A 24,911-nucleotide genomic window follows, 5' to 3' on the forward strand; every position below is an offset into this window, starting at 1 on the left:
CAGAATATCGCAAAGGGGTATTCTGAGTTTGCAAAAAGCACAATTTAATTTGCCTCTTACAATCAAATTTATATATGCATGCTATTACATGAATGCCTGGATTTTTATGCGTTGCTTTTATGGAATTCTTCTTGCAAGCCGTCTACTTCAATAGCTAAGGCCATTTGATTGGCACACGATTCTAAAAGTTGTATTTTTTCCGGCGTTGCCCAATCGTCACTATCAAATGGTTGAATTCTTAAAACACCTATCGTGCCTCGTGCACCGAGCAAAGGGATAAATATTGCATTAGAAAATGAAAGCGTGTCAGTGCCTAATCCTGCTTTTTGTCCTAACTCATATACCCATTGAGCAATACTGTATTCTTTGTCATCCAATTCTTGATGTGATTTGGAACGTGCGCGAATGACTAAACGTGTATCTTTAGGCAGTAGCGCGATAATTTCACAATGAAAAATTTCGGAAATATAATTAATTCCAGTTCTAAGTAGCCGGACTATTCCCCGTGTTCTCGATAATCTTCGACTTAAAGTATACAAAGTAGATGTTTGATATTCGGCAAGGCGTGCAATCTCTGATTGACGACGAGTAACCAATGTAAGTTGGCAAATAATAAAGGCGATAACGAGCATCATCACGAGATTGAAAATATAATCTGCATCATTTGGTAAAAAGCTATAGTAAGGAGGGACAAAGAAAAAATCATAAGCTAAAAGACTGAGAAAAATCCCGGAAATTGTGGGGCCGGTACGTCCTAGTGATGCAATAGCAATCATCCCTATTAAATAAACCATGATTAAATTCGCATCTGGTACTAGGGAGTAAAGTAAAAAATTAAACAGTGTTGTGACAGAAACAATACTAATCGATAAGAAATAGGGAAACCAAGAGGTAAGTGGTTTATTAAGTGTTTTCTTTTGTGGTTTCTTGACCATTTCCGTTATGGTATAGACATCAATGTCACCACTATAACGTAAAACCTCATCAGCCAAGCTACGAAAGAAAAAGTTTCTCCAGCGGGTTTGAATTCTTTTATTTATCATAATTAATGTAACATTTTGCTCCCGAGCAAAGTTAAGAATTTCTTTAACAAGATCGTATCCCATTAATATATGGGTTTCAGCACCTAATTGTTCGGCAAAAAATAGGTTTTTTATCGCTTGATTACGTTGTGTTCTCGATAATTGCGTTCGAGGAGAGTCTACATAAACAGCCATCCAATCTGCTTGAAAACTTGCTGCTATTCTTTTAGCAGAGCGAATTAATTTATGGGATTCTGGGCCTGGCCCTACACAAATGAGGATTTTTTCCATAATGTGCCAAATACTCTTTATCCCTTGTCCTTGCCTGTAAAGAAGTACTTGAGTATTAACCTGCTTTGCTAAGGTGCGCAATGCGAGTTCACGTAATGCCATTAAATTGCCTTTACGAAAATAAAATTCTGCAGCCAACTGGGCTTGTTTGGGGACATAAACTTTTCCCTCTGCCAATCGTTTTAATAAATCTTCTGGTGCCAAATCGACGAGTTCGATAGTATTTGCACTTTCAATCATGAAATCAGGGACAGTCTCCTGGACAGGTGCGTGAATAATTTGGGAAACATCATTATTTAAGCTTTCTATGTGTTGCACATTTAAGGTGGTATATACATCAATTCCACGATCCAGCAGCTCTTTAATGTCTTGCCATCGTTTCTTATGTCGTACACCGGTGACATTTGTATGCGCCATTTCATCCATAATTATTAATCCAGGATTTCTTTTTAGGGCAGCATCCAAATCAAATTCTTGTAGTTTTTTACCATGATAATCAATAGTTACTTTCGGTAGAATCACGAAGTTTTTCAGTATTTCCATAATTTCTGAGCGACCATGGGATTCAACAATACCTACAATAATATCTAATCCTTTTGCTTGCTCTTCTAATGCCTCATGGAGCATGGAATGAGTTTTTCCAACTCCCGGAGCAGCACCAAGATAGATTTTGAGTTTACCACGTTGTTGCTGTTTTTCTTCTTCGAGAACTTGTTGCAATAACGCATTGGGATTGGGACGTGAATCATTCATGAGTAGTCCTTATATGATCTAGGGCTAGGTTAAGCTCTAGTACGTTAATACGTGGTTCTCCCAAAAGATATAGAGTTCTTTTTTTTATGAGTTGATTTACCAGTGCTATTATTTCTTGCTCGGAAATATTACGTGCTTTAGCGATTCGGGGAATTTGATAAAAAGCCGCTTGGGGGCTTATTTCTGGATCAAGGCCGCTTGCAGAAGCAGTGACTAAGTCAACTGGGATTAAAATAAGTTTACTTTCATATTGATGAAGAGTTGCCACTCTCTTTTTGACTATCGCTAAAAACTCAGGGTTTAAAGGCCCCATGTTAGAGCCTAAAGAACTTGCTGAGTTATAAGGAAATGGAGTGGTTGCAGAAGGACGTCCCCAAAAGTAATTCGGTGCATCAATATATTGTCCAATTAATGCAGAACCAATGGGTTTATCCTGATAACGGAGTATGCTGCCGTTTGCTTGGTATGGGAATAATACTTGGGCAATAAGGGTGGTTACAACAGGGTAAATTAAGCCTGTAAGTAGCGAAAAAATGAGTAAAAAAAATAAAGATATTTTTATTTGTTTGAAGATTACTATCATCATTTTTATCCAGTTAAACCTACTAAAGTTAAAAACAGATCTATTATTTTGATACCAATGAAGGGAACAATTAATCCACCAAAGCCATAAATGATCACATTGTTTCGTAAGAGTTGTGCAGCAGGAAGACGCTTGTATTTCACTCCATGTAACGCTAAAGGAATGAGAAAAATAATAATAGCTGCATTAAAAATGACTGCAGAAAGAATAGCACTTTGAGGTGTTGTCAGATGCATGATATTTAAAATATTAAGTTCTGGATAAGTGCTAGAAAACGCCGCCGGTAAAATGGCAAAATATTTGGCGATATCATTGGCTATGCTAAAAGTAGTAAGTGAACCACGAGTCATTAGTAATTGTTTACCAATTTCCACCACCTCAATTAATTTAGTGGGATTTGAATCTAAGTCTACTAGGTTACCCGCTTCTTTTGCTGCCTGTGTTCCTGAGTTCATTGCGACCGCAACATCTGCTTGAGCAAGAGCAGGGGCATCATTAGTTCCGTCCCCTGTCATTGCTACCAGATGTCCTTGAGCTTGTAACTCACGAATCAATTTAAGTTTGTCTTCGGGTTTTGCATTAGCAAGGAAATCATCCACTCCAGCTTCACCTGCAATGGAAGCAGCGGTAAGAGGATTATCTCCAGTAACCATAATTGTTTTAATGCCCATTTGTCTCAATTGAGCAAATCGTTCTCGAATACCCCCTTTAATAATATCTTTAAGTCGAATAATACCGAGTACTTTTTGATTTTCTACAACTACCAATGCTGTATTCCCTTGTCGTGAAATAATTTCGACATTCTTTTTTACATTTTCAGGAATAATGCTACCTAACTGATTGATATATTCTTTGATTGCTTCAAACGAACCTTTACGAATTTGTCTATTCCCAACATTTGCGCCACTCATGCGTGTTTGAGCTGTAAAAGGGATAAAGGTTGCATTGAGTTTCCCCAATTCCCTACCACGTAACTTATATTTTTTTTTGGCTAAAATAACAATACTACGTCCTTCAGGGGTTTCATCTGCGAGTGAGGCTAATTGTGCTGCATTGGCTAATTCATTGATGCTTACCTCTTCGGCAGGGATAAATTCTGTAGCTTGACGGTTTCCTAAAGTAATGGTTCCTGTTTTATCAAGTAATAAAACATCTATATCTCCTGCAGCTTCAACTGCACGTCCAGATAAGGCGATAACATTCGCTTGAATCATTCTATCCATGCCTGAAATACCAATTGCGGAAAGCAACCCCCCGATAGTAGTTGGAGCTAAACATACAAAAAGAGCAATAACCACTGTTATGGAAATGACCTGGCCTGATTTGGTTACAAATACACTAAAAATTGAGAAAGACAGCAGGGTGCTACACACTACTAAGAATACAATGGTTAATGCAGCGAGTAAGATAGTCAATGCTAGTTCATTAGGTGTTTTTTGACGTTTCGAACCTTCGACTAATGCAATCATTCGATCTAAAAATGTTTCTCCTGGATTAGAAGTAATGCGAATAATCAACCAATCAGAAATGACTTGAGTACCTCCAGTTACCGCACTACGATCCCCTCCACTTTCACGAATAACTGGGGCACTTTCACCTGTGATAGCACTTTCATTAACAGAGGCAATGCCTTCTATAACTTCACCATCGCTAGGAATGAAATCTCCAGCTTCTACTAGTACCAGATCATCTGTACGTAATTGTCCTGAAGTAACTAAAGTAAATTTTGCATCTTTAGACGCTTTTGTTAATTTTTTTGCTTGAATATCATGTCGTGCTCGACGCAGTTCTTGTGCTTGCGCTTTACCTCGCCCCTCTGCCAACGCCTCAGCAAAGTTAGCAAATAAGAGGGTAAACCAAAGGCATAATGTCACTGCTAAAATAAAAAAGGTAGGTGCTTCTCCTTTCCCTAAGAGTGATTGTAAAAAAAGAATGGTGGTTATAATTGAGCCTACATAGACAGTAAACATCACCGGATTTTTAATTTGAGTGCGTGGCCTGAGTTTTAGAAAAGCATCAACTAAGGCAACTTTAATGATGTTAAAATCCCATATTGAATGTAATTTAGTAGCCATATTTTCCCCAAAGAATCAACTCTTCTACAACAGGGCCTAATGCAAGAGCAGGTACAAAAGACAGGGCGCCGATGATAATGGTGATGCAAACCAACAAAACAATAAAAAGTGGTGTATGAGTGGCTAGGGTTCCTGGGCTACTTGGAATATGTTTTTTCTTAACAAGAGAACCTGCGATTGCAAGAACAGGGATGGCAATCCAATATCTGCTAATCAACATGACTAAGCCCCCCAAATGTTGTAAAAAGGGGTATTCACATTTAAGCCTGCGAAGGAACTGCCGTTATTATTTCCCATAGACGTAAATGCATAAAGAATTTCTGTGAAACCATGTGATCCTGGATTGGCTATTGAGTTAATACCTGAAGAGGTTACCGATGCATAAGCAGTTGAGATAAGGACGATTAAAGGCATAATTAAAACAGCAATTGAGGCCATTTTCATTTCATAAGGCTCAATTTTTTTACCAAGGTATTCAGGAGATCTGCCTACCATAAGACCGGCAACAAATACGGTGATAATAATCATCATGAGCATTCCATATAATCCTGAGCCTACTCCACCAAAACAGACTTCACCTAAATGCATCATCCAAAGGGGAACAAGTCCTCCCAGGGGAGTAAACGAATCAAGCATTGAATTAACAGAACCATTCGACGCAGCAGTAGTTGCCGTAGCCCAAATTGTTGAGTTGACTATGCCGAAACGTGTTTCTTTACCCTCCATATTACCCGCAGGGTAAAGGCCAGATACAGGCTGCATATCAATTCCTATGGATTGGAACGCAGGATTGCCTTTTTGTTCCACTACGGTTTCAAGAATTAAAGGGGGAATAAATAAAATGAACATGGCAATTAATACCGCCCATCCTTGTCGTTTATCCTGAGCCATCATCCCAAAAGTAAAACAAAAAGCTGCTGGAATAAGTAAAAGGGCTACCATTTCAAGAAAATTTGTTAATGGAGTAGGATTCTCGAAGGGATGGGCAGAATTGACATTAAAAAAACCACCACCATTAGTGCCTAATTGTTTTATGGCAATTTGTGAAGCAGCAGGCCCCATAGGAATGGTTTGTTCTGTTATCGTTTTAGAGCTTACTTCGGGATTACCTAAGTTATCTAATAGGGGTTGTGTTTTTGTATCTGTAATGGGCTGCTGATAAGTAAACGGATGTAGAAGGCTAATTTTTTGATAGGGCTTAAAATTTTGTATTACTCCTTGTGAGCATAAAATAAGTGAAAAAATGAAAGATAAAGGAAGTAAAATGTAGAGTATGCCTCGTATAGTATCAACCCAAAAATTTCCTAAACCCGTGCTTTCACGTTTTGTTAAACCTCGAATCAATGCGATTAATAAAGACATTCCTGTTGCTGCTGAAATAAAATTTTGTACTGTAAGTGCAAGCATTTGTGTCAAATAGCTGAAAGTTGTTTCACCACTATAGGCTTGCCAATTGGTGTTTGTTGCAAAGCTAATTGCCGTATTAAAAGCCAGATCAGAGGAAGGAGCTGCAAAATTTTGTGGGTTTAGAGGAAGATAGTATTGAATTCTTTGCAAAAGAAAAACAGCCAATAATCCTAAAAAATTAACGAAAAGCATCGTCGATAGGTAGGTTTTCCATCCCATTTCTTCTTCAGGATCAATGCCGCATAGCTTATAAATAAGTGATTCAAAGGGTTTGACTAAGGAATTTAGTAAACAAGGTTGGCCTTGATAAACTCGGGCCATATACCAACCAAGAGGTTTGACCATCACGAGTAAGAAGAGCAAATAGAATGAAATTTGAAGAAAACCAAATTTTGTCATGGAGATCCATTCCTGTTTTTATTATTAAAATAATTCAGGTTTAAATAATACGAATAATAAATAAATTAACAAGCAGAAAGCGATGAGTCCACAGCCGAGATAGATGCTCATGATTCACTCCTTGACAAATAATCAAAAAAATTAATGAGCAAAAAGCACATGCAAAAAAATAAGGTAATCAGAAAAATTAATAAAATATCCATATAAGAGTTTCTTTCTCATTGATATATCTCTTTTAATTATAATCTTAGTCCATATTTTGGGGTTTGTTGACGATTAATTTTTTGAATACGAGCTAGATTTATTTAGGGTCTGTTGACAATTCACCTGCCGCCTACGTGCCGCGGCTTATCCGCGGCATCCATTCGATCTAAATCATTGGCAAATTTCTTGATACAGGTCACGCGATTGAGGGTTTAGTTTCTCTATTAAATTTATTTTCCATTGTCTTGGCCAATTTTTGAAACGTTTTTCACGTCGTGCTGCTTCAACGTATAATTCATATGCTTCATGATAGACCATCATATGTACGTTATACTGAGCAGTGAAACCAGGACTGACTTTATTTTTGTGTTCCCAAGTCCGTTTAATGATGTCTGACGTAGAGCCTAGGTAAAGAGTACCATGATGCTGACTCGCAAGAATAGAAACATAAGCCAGACTCATCGTACTTCCTTGAATGTTGTACAAACACTGAGATAATACCGGAAGCTGCGCTACATAGGTAGCCATAAAAATGCGCATGCCATAGCAACAAGAGAAGCATCGTTTCGCTTTAATTTATCAACTCTTGTGGCGATTGCACGAACGTGTTTTATTCTGACAAAAAAAGTTTTCAACTCGATGTCTGTATTTATAAATACCCCAATCCATATCTGCATTGCCAGTTTTAGAATTGCTCTTTCCTGGAATCACGGGAATGGATGATTTTTTTCGAATGGTATCTCGAACCTCTTCGCTATCATAACCCTTATCTGCAATAGTATGTTCTGCAGCAGGTACCTTTTCGATAAATTCTGGTGCCACTTTGCAATCATGCACTTCGCCACCTGTTATTTCAAAATCAATAGGTAATCCGTGAGCATCAACGTCCATATGAATCTTCGTTGTATTTCCAGCAGCCGACTTACCAATCCCTTGTTCTTCCTTATTAGGCACGCCAGCACTATGTTGATGAGCTTTGACAATACTGCCATCAATAAACTCCCATTCTAAATCGGGCTCTTGCACAAGCGTTTTAAAAATTTGAATTAACTTTTTTTGAGATGACCATCGATTAAATTGTTGATAAATTCAATTCCAGCATCCAAAATCTATCGGTAGGTCACGCCAAGGGCACCCAACCCGCATGCGATATAACATTGCCTCAACTATCCTACGAAGATTGGGCTTGTCATAAATTCTGTGCTGTAGCATGCTCTCCCTCAGCTTTGACCAACGCTCGTCATTGAGCATAAGTCTAAGCATTGCAAACTCCTTTTATACTTGGTATCTGAGCCATTATATTATGAGTGTGCTTCCATTAATCAATCAATTAGGTTGTTCAGCTTTTAATTTGACCATCTACTGGATGCCGCGGACAAGCCGCGGCACGTAGGCGGCAGGTGAATTGTCAACAGACCCTAGTAGAAATCATAATTTAGTAAAGGAATAAAAATTATGGAGCTTTTTACTATAAATGCTCTCATGAGAGATGAGGCTAAAAATAAAAAAGGCGTATTTCTAAAAACACGCCTTTTTATTTAATTTGCGATAGACAGTAAGATTGTATACAGTCCTAGTTACTATTATGGACTCCTCCGGAGCGTTTCAGGCTTCCTAGTTCATACCAGGCGTGCACACCGCACTCTCAATCTGGCTCCCAAGTAATGAATGTTGGCTGAACAATTTGTACTGTCTATGATCATATAATAGGCTAATCTTCACATTAATGCTACTTGATTGAAATTGTTTTTTGCAAAGATTGTGTTAAAAAATAGAGTATATAATGGATATATAGGGAAACCGAGGATCAGTGATGCGCGCGGTAAGGAAAAGCTTTATGCATAAAAAAATCGATTTTGTATCTTCCATGTTATCGGGAATAATCCTCAGCTTTTTAATGGTTATGGTTACGGTAAGTTTTACTCAATTTATTTTTCACGGTAAATTATCCAGCTATTTTCCAGTAGCAACTTATCTGATTTTAATCACTACGGTGGTTATCACTTTTATCACGGCATTGTTTAGTTCACTACCTATTTCTATCGGGCATCCTCAAGATGAACCGTTACCTATTATTGCATTGACCATATCATCAATTGTTGCGGGTGTGCAAAATCCTGACAATTTGTTTTCTACTACAATGGTGGTAATTGCTTTTTCTACCAGCACAACGGGCATTTGTTTTTATATGATTGGAAAATTTAAACTGGGTAATTTCATACGCTTTATTCCTTTTTCTGTCGTTGTGGGTTTTCTAGTTAGCGTTGGTTGTTTGCTGATAATAGGTACTACAAAGAATATAATGTCTATATTACCAAATCCTCTTATTTATGATACCAATTTTTTTAAATCTGATTTTTTCATGATATGGAGTAGTACCATTGCATATACATTATTATTTTTTATGTCATGCATCGTTTTACCCATAGGCTCATATTCCCTGGATTTTTATTATTCAGTATTGTGATGTTTTATATAATTGTTTTTATATTTCATATTTCAATCCCCATCTTAAGAGAGCATGGGTTATTATTTCAACCATTCCCACCACCAAATACTTTAATGAGTGCTCTTTCCCAATTTTCTTTTAGTAAAGTGGAATGGGACACTATATATCCACAAATAGGTAATTTAATAACCATTATACCAATTAGTACTATATCTTTTTTATTAATATTAGGTGCTCTGGATTTCAATTTAAAAAAAGAAATCGATTTAAACAGGGAATTATGTCTGACAGGTATCAATAATACGCTTATTGGATTTGCCGGAGGTATCGTTGGGTATACCGGTTTTATGATGACTATCATTAATGACCATTTGAAGTCTACAACCCGTGCGCCAGGCATTTTATCTGCTATTTTCACTTTAGCTATTTTGTTATTTGGTATGAATTTGATTGCATACATACCTAAAATAATTGTGTTTGGTATGTTATTATTTATTGGTATTAGTATTTTAAAAACATGGGGTTATGATATTAAACATGAGTTTTACAGTTCGGATTATTTAACGGTATCTATAATTCTCATAATGGTCTTAAGTTTTGGATTACTCGCAGGGGTTACTGTAGGAATATTAGTTTCTTTTGTTTTAATTGTAATTAATTACAGCCAAATTAGTCCAATAAAATATCGTCTTGAAGGGACAAATGTACGAAGCGGAACTCGACGAGATAATATAGCGAAAAATATTTTAAAAAAGGAAGAGGGATCTATACTTTTTTTAAAATTACAAAATTATTTATTTTTTGGCATCACAAATAAACTAATTGATGATATAAAGCTCACCATTAATAACCAACCCAATCGATTGCAATATATTATTTATGATTATGAACTGGTTATTGGTATGGATTCTTCTGCTCTTTATTGTTTCTCCAGAATAAAAGCTTTTATTAAAGAGCATAATATAACGGTTGTTATTACTGAAGTAGAAGACACTGTGCTAAAAAAACTGATGGATATTGGCTTTATAGATCCTAATGATCCATCCATTATCGTGGTTCCTCAGCATGAACAGGCAATTGAGTGGTGTGAAAAACAGATACTATATAAAAATAATTATGTAAAAAATGAGAAGTTACCCTTGGAAACCCAACTAACCAACCTTTTTCAGAACGAAACTATCGCACACGGCATTAAAAAATATTTTAAAAAAATAGCAATTAGTGAACACGAATTTCTTTTTAGACAAGGAGAGCCTGCATCAAGTTTATATTATTTGGAATCAGGTGAGCTTTCTGTGTATATGGCAACGCAGAATAAAAAGGAATTATATATTTCAACCATTCAAACAGGAAATATCATTGGTGAAATGGGATTTTATTTAATGAGTAATCGTTTTGCAACAATCATAGCAAATGAAAACAGTATCGTAGAAGAATTATCGGCGGAAAATTTTGCAAAAATGTGTACGGAAGAACCTGAAATTGCAGAGCAATTTAACAGAGTCATCGTACGTATTTTGGCAGAAAGACTGAATTATCGTAATCTTCAAATATAAAAATTCCCTTCTTAAGCTCCTGAAGGAAATAATTTCTCAATGAAGAGGAGTTATTTGAAAGCAGCTAAATTTTTATAATTCATCAAGCACCCTAGATAAAATAGAGTGCTTGATACAACAGTTTAATTTTTCTAGGCTGAATACGTAAACTAAGAGTACGCTGTGTAACCAATCCTAAAACAGAAAACCTCTAACCTTTTCTCATGATGCCGAAAAAAGGCACACTAAGCGTTGGTCTTTGAAATGCTGCATAGTTTCTACTATTTTTGCTGGTTTGCATAAATATTTGGGTATAATAAAGCTTCCCCTGTTTATCACGAGCAACACCGATGCCCGTCAAATTATAATGACCAACAATATTTCTTTTATGGCCTGGACTTCGTAACCACTGTTTTACCACTTCTTGAGCGCTTTTGTAGTTATAAGCAACATTCTCAGCTCCTCCTCCTGTGTTTTTAATTTGTTTGCGAAGCGTGGCAATACGTTTCCCAAAGTCTTTATGGCCAAAGGGCATGCGATGGTTGGCCATATCCAAGGAGTGTTGTTTGGCTTGAGTTACAATACGATTATCCATAGTTAGTTTAGATAATCCATGTTGTTGTCTGTATTGATTGATGTAGAATAAAACAGAATTTTGGATGGCAATATCACTTTCATTGCCACTGTTTTTTGGTATTGGTTTCGCATAAACACAAGACAAGAAACTAAAAAAAATAGAACTCAAAATAATAATTTTAATTTTTAAAGACATAATATTCACTAGAAAAAATCCACTTGGATTGGAATGATGACTAAAATAAAGTCAATTGTCTAGGGTCGAATAGATAAAAATAAGATCAAATGGATTTTAATAAGTCCATTTTGTTTGATGATATTATTTTAATTAAGGGGTTAAGTTGGTAATCGCATCGTGTAGATCCTCAACTTCACCTGAATAATGAAAGTAAATTCGTTTTTTTGTACAGTCTATAAGACATAAGGCTTCTTGAGGTTGATCACCAAATTGCTTAAATACCCAAAATAGACCATCATGATGTTGGTTTTCTATTTCTTTTAATAAATCCACCATTCTATCTTTTTCTAAGACCAAATGAGGACACGTTAAGCCTGATGTGTCGTGATTTATTTTATAGGCATAATGTTTTTCTTTCATGATAGTACTCCCTAATTCGATAGATAAAATTTCATCCATTTTGATTGAATTATAGCCCATAACAAGTAGAAGCCGTACTCTAAGGGTGATTTATTATTTTTCAGTTGAGGTGCTGGATCTTTTTTTATAAATTTACGGACAATCCCACTAATAGGGCATGTAATGTAGGTATATTTGATAATTGTTCTTTTTGATTGCTGGTATCTAAGTGAAGATTAGGGCCATTGCCGCTAAATATTCCCTGATATAATAAGCTTAAACTAGCCAGAGCCGTAATGGGATAACCGAAGCCGGCTTGTATTTCCCCTGCTAATTGGGAAATGTCATTCAATGGAACACGAGCATCCCGCCAGTGTCGGTATGCAAGTCCTCCTTTTAATTGGGCAAAAAAGTCACTGTTACCCAAAGGATCGCTTTTGGTTGTGATTAATAAATCTAAGGTAGGGGACAGGGTTGTTTGCATCGGAATCCATTTTCGTAATGCCTGAAAGGTTTCTCTTTGTATGTCCACTTTTATTCGAGTACCGGTTTGTAGTCCTAATTCCAAGCCTAAGGCAATATTGCCTGCGAGCATCAATTCGTTAGCGAGTGCTAGCCTTCCTATTGCAGTACTTTTATCGCTAGAATTTACTTGGTAATTGCCGGCGCCAGCGCTTGCAGAAACAGACCATGGCTGATCTTGAGATGTTTGCATAGGGAAATAATTGCCAGCGATTACATTAAATGATAATAAAATTCCTATTATAATTAATTTCATTTGCCATATCCCTAAATGAATTGTTCATAATCATACTTGGCAGCTTACAAATTAAGATGTGTTGTTCCATCACTGCAAAGTACCTGGGAATGTAAGACATAAAGGCAATAGATTCTCGCCATAATATCAACTACTTTATTCAGTAATAATCCAGCTTTCTCAGGAACGACCATATTTAGTACATCTTACGAGAAAACATCGCCAAAAACTACTCACATAAGACAACCCTAATGAGAGAGGCTTTTAGACTGTTTATGCTTGTCTCGGGCCATTAGTGCTAACATCAAGCAAGAGTCTGACTTATTACTTTTTTAATTTGGCGGAGAGAGAGGGATTCGAACCCTCGATACGTTGCCGTATACACACTTTCCAGGCGTGCGCCTTCGACCGCTCGGCCATCTCTCCCAATCGGGCAAGCTTATACAGGTCAGATGATAAAATCAACCCTTGTTTTATTTAAACACATAACTTTTAGATGATATTGTATATACTTTTAGATAAAGGGTTCCAAAGACGATTACAATTTCTTAGTATGAAACTTAAATTTTAAGAAAAAATGATCAATCGCGCTCTATATAAAGGATTTTAACATGCCAGTACGAATTTTACTTGTCGTTTTAAGTCTTATTTCAGCCAATTCAATATGGGCTATTACATGTTACTTTACTCTAGCTAAAGATAATTGCTGGAATAATTATACTGTAACAGTGGATGTGATGGATGCAGCAACAGCCAAAGTTTTAACCACTGCAGTAATACCTCCTGGAAAGTCTTGGGTACGCCAGATTTTTCCTTGTACCCCAAAAGAAAAATTAATATATCGTGCTCAGTTCTCACCTGTAATTTGGGAAAGGGAGAAAGGCCAAATTTATTATGCGAAAAATTATTGGTCTTTACCCAATGACATTAATTCTGGTGATTCGGCATGGAATGTTTCTGTATGTTATCCCTCAGATTTCTCACAAATTCCACTTCCTCCTGAAGCTACTGGAACATGTAAGTGTGATTTTGATAGCATTCCTATCATACCGCCTAAAAAGATATAAATAACATTAAGTTAAATATGCGCTGACTTTTTAGGATTCTTTTTCCTTTATAAAGCAGGGGGATAAATTCATGATTACTTTAAGAAATAAAATTGGTCAAATGCTAATTATGGGATTTGATGGATGCACTCTTCATGCTCAGAGTCCCATGGCTGAGTGGCTCTCTTCAGATGGATTGGGCGGTGTTTTATTATTTGATCAAGACGAATCCACAAAATTGTATGGAAAAAATTTAAAAAATGTAACACAAATAAAACAGCTGACCCATTCACTGAATTACTATTCTTCTGAAATCAGTTACAAAAATAATGGATTACCCCTATTAATCGCTATAGATTATGAGGGGGGGGCTGTCGATCGTTTGTCTAGAATTGAGGAATGCCTACCAACTATAAGTGCTTATGACATGGCGCATATGTCACCTGAAGCACTAGAGGCGGAATTGCTACAAATGGCATTAACTTTAAAATCTTTGGGCTTTAATCTTAATTTTGCTCCAGTTGTTGATTTAAATCTACAAGAAGAGCAAGGCATTATTGGGGCCCTGCATCGTAGTTTTTCAGTTCTTCCTGAACAGGTCATTGGCTTCGCTAAACAATTTGTTGATGTTTTTTCTCATCACGGTATCGCATGTTGTTATAAGCATTTTCCAGGCCATGGAAGTGCGCTTGGTGATACGCATAAGGGATTTGTTGATGTTACGAATACATTTCAAAAAGAAGAGCTAGAGCCCTATGATTCACTGGTACGCGAGATGCATCAGCCGACAATGATTATGACTGCACATGTAGTCAACCATCATTTGGACAGTCAGGGATTACCCGCTACGTTATCTTATGAGATTCTAACAGGCCTCTTACGTCAGTCTATCGGCTATGATGGAGTAGTTGTTGCTGATGATTTACAAATGCAAGCAATCACTGATCATTATTCGCTTGAGGACGCTTTATGTCTGACAATTAATGCAGGGGCTGATATGATTATTTTTGCAAATCAATTAGCCAAGGTAACAGCGCCCGAAATAATTGAAGTAATAGAACGCTTAGTCCTTGAGCAAAAATAGAATATCAACGTATTGAAGATGCTTATCGACGGATTATCCGTTTAAAACAACAAATTAATTGTATCGAACTCGTTGGCTAGGCTTGACGAATAATCAGGACATGTTAGAATATAAATCTTATTGTTTATATTTTAAACCTTTATAAGGGTTTCTATGTTAATTCCCTCTTACCATATGACTCATCATTCGACCCTCTCTTATTTTAAGCTTATCTGTTGTTGTTGCTGCTGATCTCATTTTCTTTTTCTTTGCCTTTTTTCTTTCAGTTTTTTAAGGATTTTAAATATGTGTGCAGCACATCAGCAACCGAAAAAATTCATTTTTAGTACCCCTTTAATTTATGCTTTGATGATTGGGTTGGGTATTGTCAGTGGTATGTCGGATATCAGTGTTTTAAAAGAGACCGGATTATTGGTTTCCGATTTGTTTATTAAACTTTTTAAATGCATCAGTTTACCCATTATTTCGCTATCGATAATTGTTACTTTGGCCAATTATAAAACTGATGGGTTTATGAAAAAAATTTGGAAGCGAACAATTACATACACTTTTTCGACAACAATAGTGGCTGCAATGATCAGTTGTTTGCTCTATATCGTTATTCATCCTAGCTCCGTCCAGGTCAATTTGGATTCTCATGAGGTGAAATCGGCTAGCAGCCTAGGGTATGTTGGTTACTTGGCAAATATTATCCCAACTAACTTATTAGCGCCATTCTTAGAACAGCAAGTCATGGGGGTATTGTTTTTAAGTATCATTATCGGCATTGCGGTACGTCAAATACCCGATGAAGACTCACGTGACATCATGGCTCGTTTTTTTCGAGGCGCCCATGGAATGTTTTTGGTGATGACCCGTTGGATTATTTCCGTCATTCCTTTGGGATTGTTTGGCTTTATTACATCCACAGTGGTTCAATTACGTTCTGGTATGGACATTAAAGGTATAGGTGAATACTTATTGATTGTTGTTTTAGCGAATTTAATTCAAGGTTTTATTGTATTGCCTTTATGGTTGAAGAAGAACAAAATCCAACCTTTTACAGCAATGCGTTCTATGTTACCTGCATTATCGGTAGCTTTTTTCTCTAAGTCTTCTGTGGGGACATTACCGGTGACTATGAGTACCATAGAGAAGAATCTACAGGTTAAGCCATCAATCAGTCGTTTCGTATTGCCGCTATGTACTAGCATCAATATGAATGGTTGCGCGGCTTTTATTTTTGCGACAGTGATTTATTTAATGCAAAACCATGGCATGCCAATTTCTTACAGTACAATGGGATTATGGGTTATCATCGCGACTGTTGCTGCGATTGGTAATGCCGGTGTCCCCATGGGATGCTTTTTTCTAAGCGTGAGCTTATTATCGAGTATGAACGTTCCAATTGTACTTATGGGGGTTATTTTACCTTTCTACGGTTTAATTGATATGCTAGAGACTTCATTAAATGTCTGGTCGGATGCCTGTGTTACTAAGATTGTAAATGATAAAGCAATCGCAGACGCGCAAGATGAATTAAGACCCAGGAACGTATCTGCTTATGAGCCAGAGCTCGGTTAAAAAGAGTATTTTTAAGGGCGTAAGGAGTGAAAGATGCATACGCTTACGTCCTTAAAGATTTAAAGTGTTCGCTATAACTGTTCTTATTTGATTTCAATTTCCTCTTGGACTTTTCTATTTAAGTTTAATATTCTGCCTGATTAAGGGAATGAAATTCCTATACAAATATAAGTAAATTTGCTAGTGTTTGCACCTGAAAAATTTAGGATACCATTGGTACTTGGCTTTCACTGTCCACGGGTGATGCTTTATGCGAAGGGCATAGCTTTTACTCACACCGTTTGTATCTCATACATAAAATGCGGGATACAGAAGCTTAGAATGAATGGTCCACTCCATTAAAAATCCGTATTAGAACTAGTCGTTTAATTTAAAATTTTAAGGAATAAAATGAAAAAGTTATACGCAATCATAAGCCCTGCATATACTACAGTTGGCGATAGTCTTAAAGATTTATCTTCCTTGGTAATTAATCCTTTTCATCAAATGGTGTATGAGCAAGTTTGTGGTTATTCATTAGGCCATGAAGTGGTATTTTTTGATAATATAGAAGAGGCTCGAAAAAGCATGGATGCTGGCATTCGTGGTTCAAAATCGGATTCTAGAGCCACAGCTCAAAAGGCGATTATTGAGTTAGATACTGATGATGAAAAAATAACAGGAATTCCAAAGCTGCATACTGCAGAGGTTCGTAAACTCTATGAACAAGCAGAGCAAGAGCGTTTTTTCAAATCAGTTCGTATTCCTGTCTGGAAAGAACAAGCAATTGATCCAGTAAAAGACCTCAGTGAGGGAGCATTAGAAGAGTTAAACTTACGTTATCAAGAAAGTAGAAAAGCTGTAACAGCTCAAGTATCGTAAAAAACAGGGTATTGAAAATATTAAAGCAAGTCAAAGCTCATATGACAAATCCTTTGGTTTGCTTTTATCTTATATCTGATGCAGCGTTACCACCTTATGTAAATGATTTAATGCACATAATTGATTATGGTTATTTAATACAAACATATGGAGTTTCATTATTGAGAATAACTCGGGCAGCAAGTAAATTTACTATTTAATTTGTAATAAATTTGTTTTACTATAGGGCAGATGTACTTTTTTTTTAAAGTAAGGAGTAAGTTTATTATGAAAAGAACAAGCTTTTTTAATAAGGAATTACCAAAAAAGTTATCCCCAGAGAGCGTAAGGCGTGCTGAGGAGTTTGATAAGCGTGAAAGTGGTGTGGATTATGAGAGAAATAAAGCAGATCATAAAAAACTAACTGCATCCATGGAAAAGCGCATAGAACAAGAAAAGAACTACGAGTGTGAATTAACCGAAGAAAGACAGTTAACCTGTAGGTAAGTAACACAGTTACTACCTATAAAGTGAAGGCGGTATTTGATGTATTTTCCGCCTCTCAATCACATTTTAGCCAACATAAGCATAAGTGTCCATGCCCCATGCAGCGAAAAACTGCGTTTTTTGGGCACATTTATGAGATTTGAGAAGATTTGGCATGCCCCAACTTATATATATCGAATCTATTCAAAGAACATCGCTCTGCGTCAGAATAAAACGGCCTCTATATAACTCGCCAACCATTAAGAGATATCTCTTGAAAAAGTTGGAGAGGTTCAACCTTTTAAGCGCATAGAAGTGTTAGAGAAGTCTTTTGTTAGATCACTTAATTTTTGATCTATATTAGGATAATTATCTGCTAATTGTAATAATGTTTTTACACCAAAACACTTTACCAAGTCTAACGTAAGAGCCGTCAAACCAGATCCTCGAATAAAACGATGACCATTTACAGAAACTTCTTTGTTTTGTTGTTGCAGAACTGTAACAATTTCATCGGGAATAGTATCAAGTTTGGAATTATGGTCAGTATGTTTCGTAATAAAATTTTTCAAGCAAGATACCGAACTTGCATCATCAAGCATATTGATTTGAGCTATATTATTTTCTTTTAATAGTTGAATTGCCACAATGGTGGTCGCAAGTAATAATCCATTTAATTCAATATCCAATTCTAAAGTTCTTACTGCATTTCGATTTAAAATGCTGATGCTCTCAGTTTCAATGTCAGAACCGTAATAAATTTGTTTCTTACCGTCAATAATTTGCTGAAGAAGGCTTTTATGAAAACTGTAAAACTCATGAAATGTATTCGCTAAGTCTTTTAGAGTGTATTGTTTTGTCAAAATTGAGGAGTTTCGCTCGAACATCATCCCCCATGTTTTAATATTAAAGTCATTGAGTGTATCTGACCCATATGCCCATTTATCACGATTAGCTACCCCAACAGCTACGTTATAAATTGTCTCTCTCTCTTGATCTGTAATCTCTAAAGAATGCGCATTAATAATTCGCGCCATTATTTTATTAAATTCTTTTTTGTCACTGTAACTACTAAATGGTATTGTACAATAAGTTGCCATAAGTATGGGTAGAATTAACTTTTTATCGATTCCCAGTTTCAATAACTCAAGCTCAGCAACTAAACAACTTACTTCCTCAACCACTTTGGTGGCTGTGTTTTTAATGAGTGTTGCACTTAATGGGGTAGCGATAGGGTCAATCCGATAAGAACCAGCTTCTTGTGTAGCGTAGGGTAGTAACGCTTCATGATAACGGCCTTTACGATGAATAACATCATGATAAAATGCCCCAATAATCCCTTGTGCCACAGCAATCTTCTCATTATCAGGAATGAGAGAATCAAATTGATTGGTTAATCGTTCAAATTCTTCTTGATTTTTTAAAAAAGGCTCAACACGACTAATAAGTTTGCAATAAGCCTGCTCAGCTGATTTAGGAATTAACTGGCGTGGATGCCCTAAGCCCCGATGGAAAAAACGAGCCTCATCATCATAACATGATTTCATTTGAGTAAAACATAACGTTGCTTCAGATTGCGTAATTTCGGGTCGCAATGCCTTTAATGCCCACTCGAAAATAATTTCATCAATCCAGGGATTACCTGCTTCCGAAATAGGTTGGTCAGAAAAAATTGAAAATTTACTTATAAGTTGTGGACTTAGCATAATTACCTTAGAAATCGAGCATTTATTTGCAAATAAAACATTATACATGATCTTTTTGTACACACAATGAATGTATATTGATTTATTTGCATATTAAATAAATATTAAAATTCTCGCTTCATCTACTATGCACTATTACTCATTATATAGTGAACCAGAGGTGTACAAAATAGTCTATTCACAGACTAATTCCTCGGTCTAATAATAGGAGTAGAATTTTGTTCTTGCTGTTGTTCCTCCTTTTGCAAATGTTTTGACAGTGCTTTATGGTTTATTTTATTTTCTTCAGCAATATATCCATTATCATGTCGATCATATTCCTTTTCAATTCTTTCAAATTGCTCCTTTTTAGGATTACTTAATTTATCTTTTGACTTTGGTTCTATCTTCGTGAATAAACGTTTCATTGTTATCTCCTGCTAATTTATTGACATGTTATTTATGACGGCGACGTCTGTGTTCTTCATCATCTCCTAGATGAGGTTCAGGATGCTTGTCTTTTTGTTTACCACTATCTTTAAATATTGTAAATTGAGTTCCTTTTTTAATGGAGGGAACGTCTTCTTCATATCGAATTTTGAGAAATCCCATTTCTTCTAATTTCTCATGGTACGACTCATCTATTTTATCTTGAGGTAGCATATATAGATCCTTTGAGCGAGTAGCAGTGACATCTATATTTGCTTTGGCTAAAAACTCACTAAATAGCTTTTTATCATAAATGGTAATTGATCTTCTTCCTAAATCGGCAGTCATTATGCGTTTAGGGGTGACACCTTTAGGAACATTAGTATCAAAAAGAATAATCTCTGCATTTTTACCCATAGCTGCTTCTAAATCCTTAAAGAAATTTTTACTGACCTGTCTATGTTTTGATAAATTATAAGACGTAGGCACAAATCGTCCGTCGCCTTGACCGCGACTAAATGCACGCTCGACTGAGATTTCAGGGGGAACTGTTACAACTGTGAGTAATAGTTTACCCAAGTTGGCCATGCCAAGCTCCATGCGTTCCTTAGACATGTTAACTCCGTCAATAAGGATATGTGGCCCAACACCTTTGTCCACTTTTTTCTGCAAACGGCTGTAAGCTAAATCGGTGAGTAATCCTGCCTCATGATTATTTAAGGTGCCAGAAAACTCACTACGCTCACCAGTGATAGATGAATGGCTTATCATAAGTCTATGGGTATCGGTATTCACTTTTACAGTATTATCCCACTCTATGTCTAAGTGTTCTTCAGCCATTGAGGAAACTGTTGCTACTGCTGAACCTTTACCACAAGCAGGCGCACCAGCCATCATGAATGTGACGCGATCTTCAGGATCAGGTATTTCTAAACGTTCGAAGCCACACTCATCAACGGCATCAGAAATAAGTGGCTCAACTTCTTGTGCAAAAAATTCATTACACATGTTTTGATAAGCGCGATCTGCAATTATTCTCTTTGCAATTTCTTCTATTGCTTGCTCCGGATCTCTTAGTATTATTTCTTCAGGATGCTTAGCATTAGGAATTAGGTTTTCTTTTCCATAACGAGTAACGAGATCATCTTCTAATTCACTCTCTGGAATTTTTTTTGTTATATAACGTGTATGATTACCAAGAATATATTCACCACTTTTATATCTTTGTTTGATTGTGCTAAGAACTTCTGCGTATTGTTCCTTATATTCCCCCATCCCTCTGGATGCACTTTCAGCAAAAATTTTAGATTCATTAGTGAACTCTTCCTGTTTCTCGCTGAGCCATTTGTTAAATTTTACACCATAGACTTCCGAATTTTTTAGGGTTCGGTACACATCGCGTACTTTCTCCACAATATCTTCATCAGTGTCTGTTTTTAGTTCTGTTTCAGCATAAACGATGGTGTGAAATAAATTCAGACGAGTCATAGGATAGGTGATTAGCTTTTGAATATCAGGAGCTCCAATAGCACTTGCCAATTCAGCTACTTCATACCCGCCTCGTAAACAATGGTGTAAGTTAGTAAAATTAGCATCTTCTGGAATGACATATCTATCTTCGTCTTTAGTTTTTGTCCCCAGTGTTTCTAAATGTTGGCCTAATGTTACCGAAGGAACACTCCAGGCATTATCACAGGTGATTGTACGATAATCTTGCGGAAAGAATGAGGATTTATAATGACGCAACCAACGCTCCCATTCTTTATTTCTTCTTGTTGTCAGTTCTCTTATTGCAAGATTTGAATGTTCTTTTTTATTTATAACAATATTCGTTGTGGGAACAACATCAAAATTAAAATAATTTCTTCGATCCATAGCAGGCATTGATTTAGGTGGAATTTTAGCTGCCATAAATACAAAATTAGCCATTAAAGCAGAGGTTTTTCCACAGCCATCAGCAAGAAAGTGATCCGTTAAATTAACCCGGTATTCACACCAGGCTGCCAGTTCAATTGCGGCATTTTCTTTTTTCTTAGGATCCTTAATTTTTTTTACGCTCTCTAATCTGTTTAGAAATTGTCTCGAAAAATCTTCCAGTTGTAACTCTAAATCTTTAACACGTGTATAAACCTTAAATTTTTCGCTGTCATGGGTTCGTTTCCAATCACCTTCCACAATTCCATTACCCATAATAGTGGCAATTTCACCTAAGAATTGCTTTACATCATCAACTGACTTGAGTAGGTTTTCATCAGCCACTTTAAATGCTAGATTCATTGCTTGGTTATAATTGGTTTCAATTATCTGAACAATTTCTGCTCGCGTTTTAGTAACCAGGTTACGAACATCCAGACAAGCCATTTTTTCGTTTTCTTTTAAAGTCTCGATTTCACTGCTCGTTAATTGCAAATCTTCATAAACTTCCTTACACAGAGGAGGCACTACACTTGGGTCTAAACCGTTCCTACTTAATTTAATCTGGAGACTTTCGGGAATACGACTTTCTGCCGCAGATACATCTATGGTTCCTGTAATTACAGTACGACTTAAAGCCCGCATATTATCAAGACCTATGCGTTTATATGATCCAAGCTCTCGAGTTTTCTCTATCAACGGTAACGTTTCATCAGCGCTAAGTTTTGTTGCCAGCAAGGCAAAGTTAGTCAGTAATACAGATAATTCAGTTTGTTTGTCATTTACCACAAGATCATGTCCATGGATGACTTCATGATCAATGTATTTCGCCAATTCAAGAGCCTTTTTTATCTTTTCTTCTCTATCCACTGTATTATTGATATCGTAAATATATATCAGTAGCTGTGCCGAAAAATCAGATATGGCATCTGATTCCATTGACAAATCAATATCAATATTTGATGCAATTTCTTTAATTAATTGATGCATCGTTTCAGAATCATATATGAGTCCTTGGCTTATTGCCTCGGCTGCTTCATCGAGTTTATCCATTGCATTATTGAAGGTTTCTTTGTCTGTTAATGTATAACTTTGTCTACTATTCTCAAGAACACTTTGCCAACCAGTCGATTTGAATCGTTCAATTTCTTCGCGAGCACGCATTATACTCTCCTATTTAGGATAGATGTAAAAATATATACAGGAAGTATAGCAAATGTTCTTTGATATAAAATTAAGACAATATTAACAAACACACTTTATATGATTGATCATTAATAATGATGCATTGAGAAATCAAAAAATGACTTAATGCATAGCAAAGCCTTCTTTAAACACGCTAAGAAAAGAAAAATTCGATGAGAAAACAAAAAATTGTCATTTGTATGAAGTCATATGAAGCATTTATTCTATTATATTGATTCAATACGTCTCTTCAGCGACATTTATGGAGTCACATTATCTATATGAGGGATCAGCTCTTTACAGTGTCTCATCATTCTTTGGTCTTCTGGAGGCAAGGTCCAATAATCTCCATATTGTTGAATGAGAAATGTTTCGGCATTTTTGGGAATATTAAATTCTTTAGTTTCAAATGTAATGCGTTGTAGGGGATAAATTTCTTCATGTTTTATCAAATTACTCCCAACACAATTATAACCACGCCCTATATAAGGGCTTTTACTGGTGTTGGCTTGACAGATAATTCTATTTAGGAAAAATTCAAGCAAAGATTTAGGTAAAAAAGAGGCTATAGACTTATAAAGAGTTGGATAATGACCTATTTTTACCTTACTGTATTTCGTGCTTAACAAACGCGAGATTTTTTTTGCATAAAATTTATAACGCTTGCGTTGTTTGGGATCTACAGGCATATTATCATAAACAAAAACATCAATAAAGATTCCTTGCACGTAAGGTTCATTACCTTTTTCATGTTTTTCAATAAAACGACTGAACCGATCTCTAATTTTTAACGGCGTGGCCATATTAAAATAACCAGGATCGCTGTGTATTGTTTGGAGCCACATAAAGTCGGGAATTTCTGTAGGAGCAATACGTAAAAATTTTTCGTAGCTTGCGCGAGGCATGGCAATATCTACATCATCATCCCATGGGATAAAACCTTGATGTCGTACAGCTCCTAGGAGGGTTCCTGCATCAAGCCAATAGTCCAAATTATGCTTAAGGCAAATAGAGTCAATGACCTCAAGCATCGCGAGCATTTTTAATTGTGCTTGCCTTAATCGGCCATCACTAAATGCGGTATCTGCAGTATATGGATTTATTTGCTGTGCTAATGTCATAAATTATTTTCTTCATTAACTTATGACAATATATTAACAAAATAATTTAAAATCATTAACAGAGAGTCATTAATAAATTTTATAACTTAAGGTACGACGAAGAGTAATCATTGATTTATCGAAGATTAAACATGAAAATGCACTAAAACAAAGTGCTCTAGGATTTGTTGGCAATTCGTTTCGCTCATTTACGTTTTATGCTTAGGAATCAATTACCAACAAATCTGAATGTAATTTTTATTGAAAATGGGTCATTTATGTCCGATGAATTAAAACATTATTATCTGCAAGCTATGGGGATCGATCTTTGGAAACTGCGTCAATCTAACTCGTGTCAAAAAGACCTGTCCTCATTAGCAAAAGAAGTTGCATCATGTATACGATGTCCGCTACATAAGACGCGTACACAAACAGTATTTTATCGCGGCGATGAGAAAGCCAAATTAATGATTATTGGCGAAGCCCCAGGTTTTTATGAAGATCAGCAGGGTTTGCCTTTTGTAGGGAAGGCTGGGGGGTTATTAAATCAAATGCTGCAAAGTGTTGAGATGGCTGAGAAGGATGTCTATATTGCTAATGTTTTAAAATGTAGACCTCCCAATAATCGTGATCCCCATCTGGATGAAATCGCTCAATGCAGTTCTTTTCTGGTTCGCCAAATTGAACTTATCAAACCCTATCTGATTTTGGCTTTAGGGCGTTTTGCGGGTCAATTTTTACTAAACAAGCCTCTTTCTTTGAAGCAACTGCGTAATACAATACATTATTATAATGATATCCCTTTTATAGTGAGTTACCATCCTGCATATCTTTTGCGTAATCCTGCCGATAAGAAAAAAACATATACTGATTTGTTGACAGTAAAAAAATTGCTTACGGAAAAAATGGGCTGAAGTACACGAACAAACAGTTTTAAAAATAATTTTTTGA

At 36.2% G+C, this 24,911-nt stretch carries 19 protein-coding genes, 1 tRNA gene and 3 pseudogenes; 8 read left to right on the forward strand and 15 right to left on the reverse strand.

Annotated elements, in window-relative coordinates:
- Window positions 1-104: 104 nt before the first annotated feature.
- From EL220_RS06115 to EL220_RS06145, 7 genes and pseudogenes are all read right to left on the reverse strand, one after another.
- Window positions 105-2,066, reverse strand: a complete 1,962-nt coding sequence (locus EL220_RS06115) for a DUF4118 domain-containing protein (RefSeq protein ID WP_027271580.1) — start codon at window positions 2,064-2,066, stop codon at window positions 105-107.
- Window positions 2,059-2,652: a potassium-transporting ATPase subunit KdpC gene (kdpC, locus tag EL220_RS06120; RefSeq protein ID WP_232002651.1), complete on the reverse strand. Its 594-nt coding sequence runs from the start codon at window positions 2,650-2,652 to the stop codon at window positions 2,059-2,061. Before kdpC ends, EL220_RS06115 begins: the two co-directional genes overlap by 8 nt.
- A 2-nt stretch (window positions 2,653-2,654) precedes the next feature.
- Entirely contained in the window at window positions 2,655-4,724 is a 2,070-nt protein-coding gene (gene kdpB, locus EL220_RS06125; protein WP_027271578.1) for a potassium-transporting ATPase subunit KdpB, read from the reverse strand.
- Window positions 4,714-6,530: pseudogene (gene kdpA, locus EL220_RS06130) on the reverse strand (potassium-transporting ATPase subunit KdpA). The gene kdpB and the pseudogene kdpA overlap by 11 nt, the downstream one beginning before the upstream one ends.
- A 24-nt stretch (window positions 6,531-6,554) precedes the next feature.
- Entirely contained in the window at window positions 6,555-6,641 is an 87-nt protein-coding gene (locus EL220_RS19765; RefSeq protein ID WP_081779070.1) for a potassium-transporting ATPase subunit F, read from the reverse strand.
- A 264-nt stretch (window positions 6,642-6,905) separates the two neighbouring features.
- Window positions 6,906-7,196, reverse strand: a complete 291-nt coding sequence (locus tag EL220_RS06140) for a GIY-YIG nuclease family protein (RefSeq protein WP_128130977.1) — start codon at window positions 7,194-7,196, stop codon at window positions 6,906-6,908.
- A 50-nt stretch (window positions 7,197-7,246) separates the two neighbouring features.
- Window positions 7,247-7,997 (reverse strand): annotated as a pseudogene (locus EL220_RS06145) (IS5 family transposase).
- 574 nt (window positions 7,998-8,571) lie between these two features.
- On the opposite strand from EL220_RS06145, the gene EL220_RS19505 reads away from it, so the two are divergent.
- A complete protein-coding gene (locus EL220_RS19505; RefSeq protein ID WP_269471006.1) occupies window positions 8,572-9,201 on the forward strand; it encodes a SulP family inorganic anion transporter in 630 nt (209 codons plus the stop codon).
- Complete coding sequence (locus tag EL220_RS19510; RefSeq protein WP_269471007.1) at window positions 9,144-10,739, forward strand: SulP family inorganic anion transporter; 1,596 nt, start codon at window positions 9,144-9,146, stop codon at window positions 10,737-10,739. Before EL220_RS19505 ends, EL220_RS19510 begins: the two co-directional genes overlap by 58 nt.
- Window positions 10,740-10,929: 190 nt before the next feature.
- Here the strand turns inward: EL220_RS19510 and EL220_RS06155 are convergent, their stop codons facing one another.
- The 4 genes from EL220_RS06155 to EL220_RS06170 form a co-directional block, all read right to left on the reverse strand.
- On the reverse strand, window positions 10,930-11,490 hold the full coding sequence (locus EL220_RS06155) for a CAP domain-containing protein (protein ID WP_035906052.1): 561 nt from the start codon (window positions 11,488-11,490) through the stop codon (window positions 10,930-10,932).
- Between the two features lie 132 nt (window positions 11,491-11,622).
- Complete coding sequence (locus EL220_RS06160) at window positions 11,623-11,892, reverse strand: hypothetical protein (RefSeq protein ID WP_027271186.1); 270 nt, start codon at window positions 11,890-11,892, stop codon at window positions 11,623-11,625.
- Between the two features lie 124 nt (window positions 11,893-12,016).
- Window positions 12,017-12,649: a hypothetical protein gene (locus EL220_RS06165; RefSeq protein WP_027271185.1), complete on the reverse strand. Its 633-nt coding sequence runs from the start codon at window positions 12,647-12,649 to the stop codon at window positions 12,017-12,019.
- A gap of 317 nt (window positions 12,650-12,966) precedes the next feature.
- Window positions 12,967-13,054, reverse strand: a tRNA-Ser gene (locus EL220_RS06170).
- 185 nt (window positions 13,055-13,239) lie between these two features.
- Between EL220_RS06170 and EL220_RS06175 the strand changes: the two genes are divergently transcribed.
- From EL220_RS06175 to EL220_RS06195, 5 genes and pseudogenes are all read left to right on the forward strand, one after another.
- Entirely contained in the window at window positions 13,240-13,695 is a 456-nt protein-coding gene (locus tag EL220_RS06175) for a hypothetical protein (RefSeq protein WP_027271184.1), read from the forward strand.
- 70 nt (window positions 13,696-13,765) lie between these two features.
- Window positions 13,766-14,838, forward strand: a pseudogene (locus EL220_RS06180) (glycoside hydrolase family 3 N-terminal domain-containing protein).
- Between the two features lie 205 nt (window positions 14,839-15,043).
- Complete coding sequence (locus EL220_RS06185) at window positions 15,044-16,321, forward strand: dicarboxylate/amino acid:cation symporter (protein ID WP_027271182.1); 1,278 nt, start codon at window positions 15,044-15,046, stop codon at window positions 16,319-16,321.
- Window positions 16,322-16,711: 390 nt separating this feature from the next.
- Entirely contained in the window at window positions 16,712-17,182 is a 471-nt protein-coding gene (locus EL220_RS06190; RefSeq protein WP_027271181.1) for a hypothetical protein, read from the forward strand.
- A gap of 267 nt (window positions 17,183-17,449) precedes the next feature.
- Window positions 17,450-17,668 (forward strand): hypothetical protein, encoded by a 219-nt coding sequence (locus tag EL220_RS06195; RefSeq protein ID WP_027271180.1) that lies wholly within the window; start codon window positions 17,450-17,452, stop codon window positions 17,666-17,668.
- Window positions 17,669-17,940: 272 nt separating this feature from the next.
- On the opposite strand, the gene EL220_RS06200 is transcribed toward EL220_RS06195, so the two are convergent.
- The 4 genes from EL220_RS06200 to EL220_RS06215 all read right to left on the reverse strand — a co-directional run bounded on the left by EL220_RS06200 (window position 17,941) and on the right by EL220_RS06215 (window position 23,981).
- Window positions 17,941-19,353, reverse strand: a complete 1,413-nt coding sequence (locus EL220_RS06200; protein ID WP_027271179.1) for a hypothetical protein — start codon at window positions 19,351-19,353, stop codon at window positions 17,941-17,943.
- A gap of 185 nt (window positions 19,354-19,538) precedes the next feature.
- Complete coding sequence (locus tag EL220_RS06205) at window positions 19,539-19,760, reverse strand: hypothetical protein (RefSeq protein ID WP_027271178.1); 222 nt, start codon at window positions 19,758-19,760, stop codon at window positions 19,539-19,541.
- Between the two features lie 28 nt (window positions 19,761-19,788).
- Window positions 19,789-22,839 (reverse strand): zeta toxin family protein, encoded by a 3,051-nt coding sequence (locus tag EL220_RS06210; protein WP_027271177.1) that lies wholly within the window; start codon window positions 22,837-22,839, stop codon window positions 19,789-19,791.
- A gap of 281 nt (window positions 22,840-23,120) precedes the next feature.
- Entirely contained in the window at window positions 23,121-23,981 is an 861-nt protein-coding gene (locus tag EL220_RS06215) for a LicD family protein (RefSeq protein WP_027271176.1), read from the reverse strand.
- 257 nt (window positions 23,982-24,238) lie between these two features.
- Here EL220_RS06215 and EL220_RS06220 point away from each other — a divergent pair, with 257 nt between their 5' ends.
- On the forward strand, window positions 24,239-24,874 hold the full coding sequence (locus tag EL220_RS06220) for a uracil-DNA glycosylase (protein ID WP_027271175.1): 636 nt from the start codon (window positions 24,239-24,241) through the stop codon (window positions 24,872-24,874).
- Window positions 24,875-24,911 lie beyond the last annotated feature (37 nt).

Origin of the sequence: Legionella sainthelensi (assembly GCF_900637685.1) — a bacterium.
Lineage (GTDB): Bacteria > Pseudomonadota > Gammaproteobacteria > Legionellales > Legionellaceae > Legionella > Legionella sainthelensi.

Excerpts from the sequence above, each read along its gene's own strand:
- EL220_RS19765 (WP_081779070.1), bottom strand. The coding sequence starts at position 6,641 with ATGAGCATCTATCTCGGCTGTGGACTCATCGCTTTCTGCTTGTTAATT.
- EL220_RS06155 (WP_035906052.1), bottom strand. The coding sequence starts at position 11,490 with ATGTCTTTAAAAATTAAAATTATTATTTTGAGTTCTATTTTTTTTAGT.
- kdpB (WP_027271578.1), bottom strand. The coding sequence starts at position 4,724 with ATGGCTACTAAATTACATTCAATATGGGATTTTAACATCATTAAAGTT.
- EL220_RS06210 (WP_027271177.1), bottom strand. The coding sequence starts at position 22,839 with ATGCGTGCTCGCGAAGAAATTGAACGATTCAAATCGACTGGTTGGCAA.
- kdpC (WP_232002651.1), bottom strand. The coding sequence starts at position 2,652 with ATGATGATAGTAATCTTCAAACAAATAAAAATATCTTTATTTTTTTTA.
- EL220_RS06115 (WP_027271580.1), bottom strand. The coding sequence starts at position 2,066 with ATGAATGATTCACGTCCCAATCCCAATGCGTTATTGCAACAAGTTCTC.
- EL220_RS06160 (WP_027271186.1), bottom strand. The coding sequence starts at position 11,892 with ATGAAAGAAAAACATTATGCCTATAAAATAAATCACGACACATCAGGC.
- EL220_RS06195 (WP_027271180.1), top strand. The coding sequence starts at position 17,450 with ATGAAAAGAACAAGCTTTTTTAATAAGGAATTACCAAAAAAGTTATCC.
- EL220_RS19510 (WP_269471007.1), top strand. The coding sequence starts at position 9,144 with ATGCATCGTTTTACCCATAGGCTCATATTCCCTGGATTTTTATTATTC.
- EL220_RS19505 (WP_269471006.1), top strand. The coding sequence starts at position 8,572 with ATGCATAAAAAAATCGATTTTGTATCTTCCATGTTATCGGGAATAATC.
- EL220_RS06190 (WP_027271181.1), top strand. The coding sequence starts at position 16,712 with ATGAAAAAGTTATACGCAATCATAAGCCCTGCATATACTACAGTTGGC.
- EL220_RS06220 (WP_027271175.1), top strand. The coding sequence starts at position 24,239 with ATGTCCGATGAATTAAAACATTATTATCTGCAAGCTATGGGGATCGAT.
- EL220_RS06175 (WP_027271184.1), top strand. The coding sequence starts at position 13,240 with ATGCCAGTACGAATTTTACTTGTCGTTTTAAGTCTTATTTCAGCCAAT.
- EL220_RS06140 (WP_128130977.1), bottom strand. The coding sequence starts at position 7,196 with ATGAGTCTGGCTTATGTTTCTATTCTTGCGAGTCAGCATCATGGTACT.
- EL220_RS06185 (WP_027271182.1), top strand. The coding sequence starts at position 15,044 with ATGTGTGCAGCACATCAGCAACCGAAAAAATTCATTTTTAGTACCCCT.
- EL220_RS06215 (WP_027271176.1), bottom strand. The coding sequence starts at position 23,981 with ATGACATTAGCACAGCAAATAAATCCATATACTGCAGATACCGCATTT.
- EL220_RS06205 (WP_027271178.1), bottom strand. The coding sequence starts at position 19,760 with ATGAAACGTTTATTCACGAAGATAGAACCAAAGTCAAAAGATAAATTA.
- EL220_RS06200 (WP_027271179.1), bottom strand. The coding sequence starts at position 19,353 with ATGCTAAGTCCACAACTTATAAGTAAATTTTCAATTTTTTCTGACCAA.
- EL220_RS06165 (WP_027271185.1), bottom strand. The coding sequence starts at position 12,649 with ATGAAATTAATTATAATAGGAATTTTATTATCATTTAATGTAATCGCT.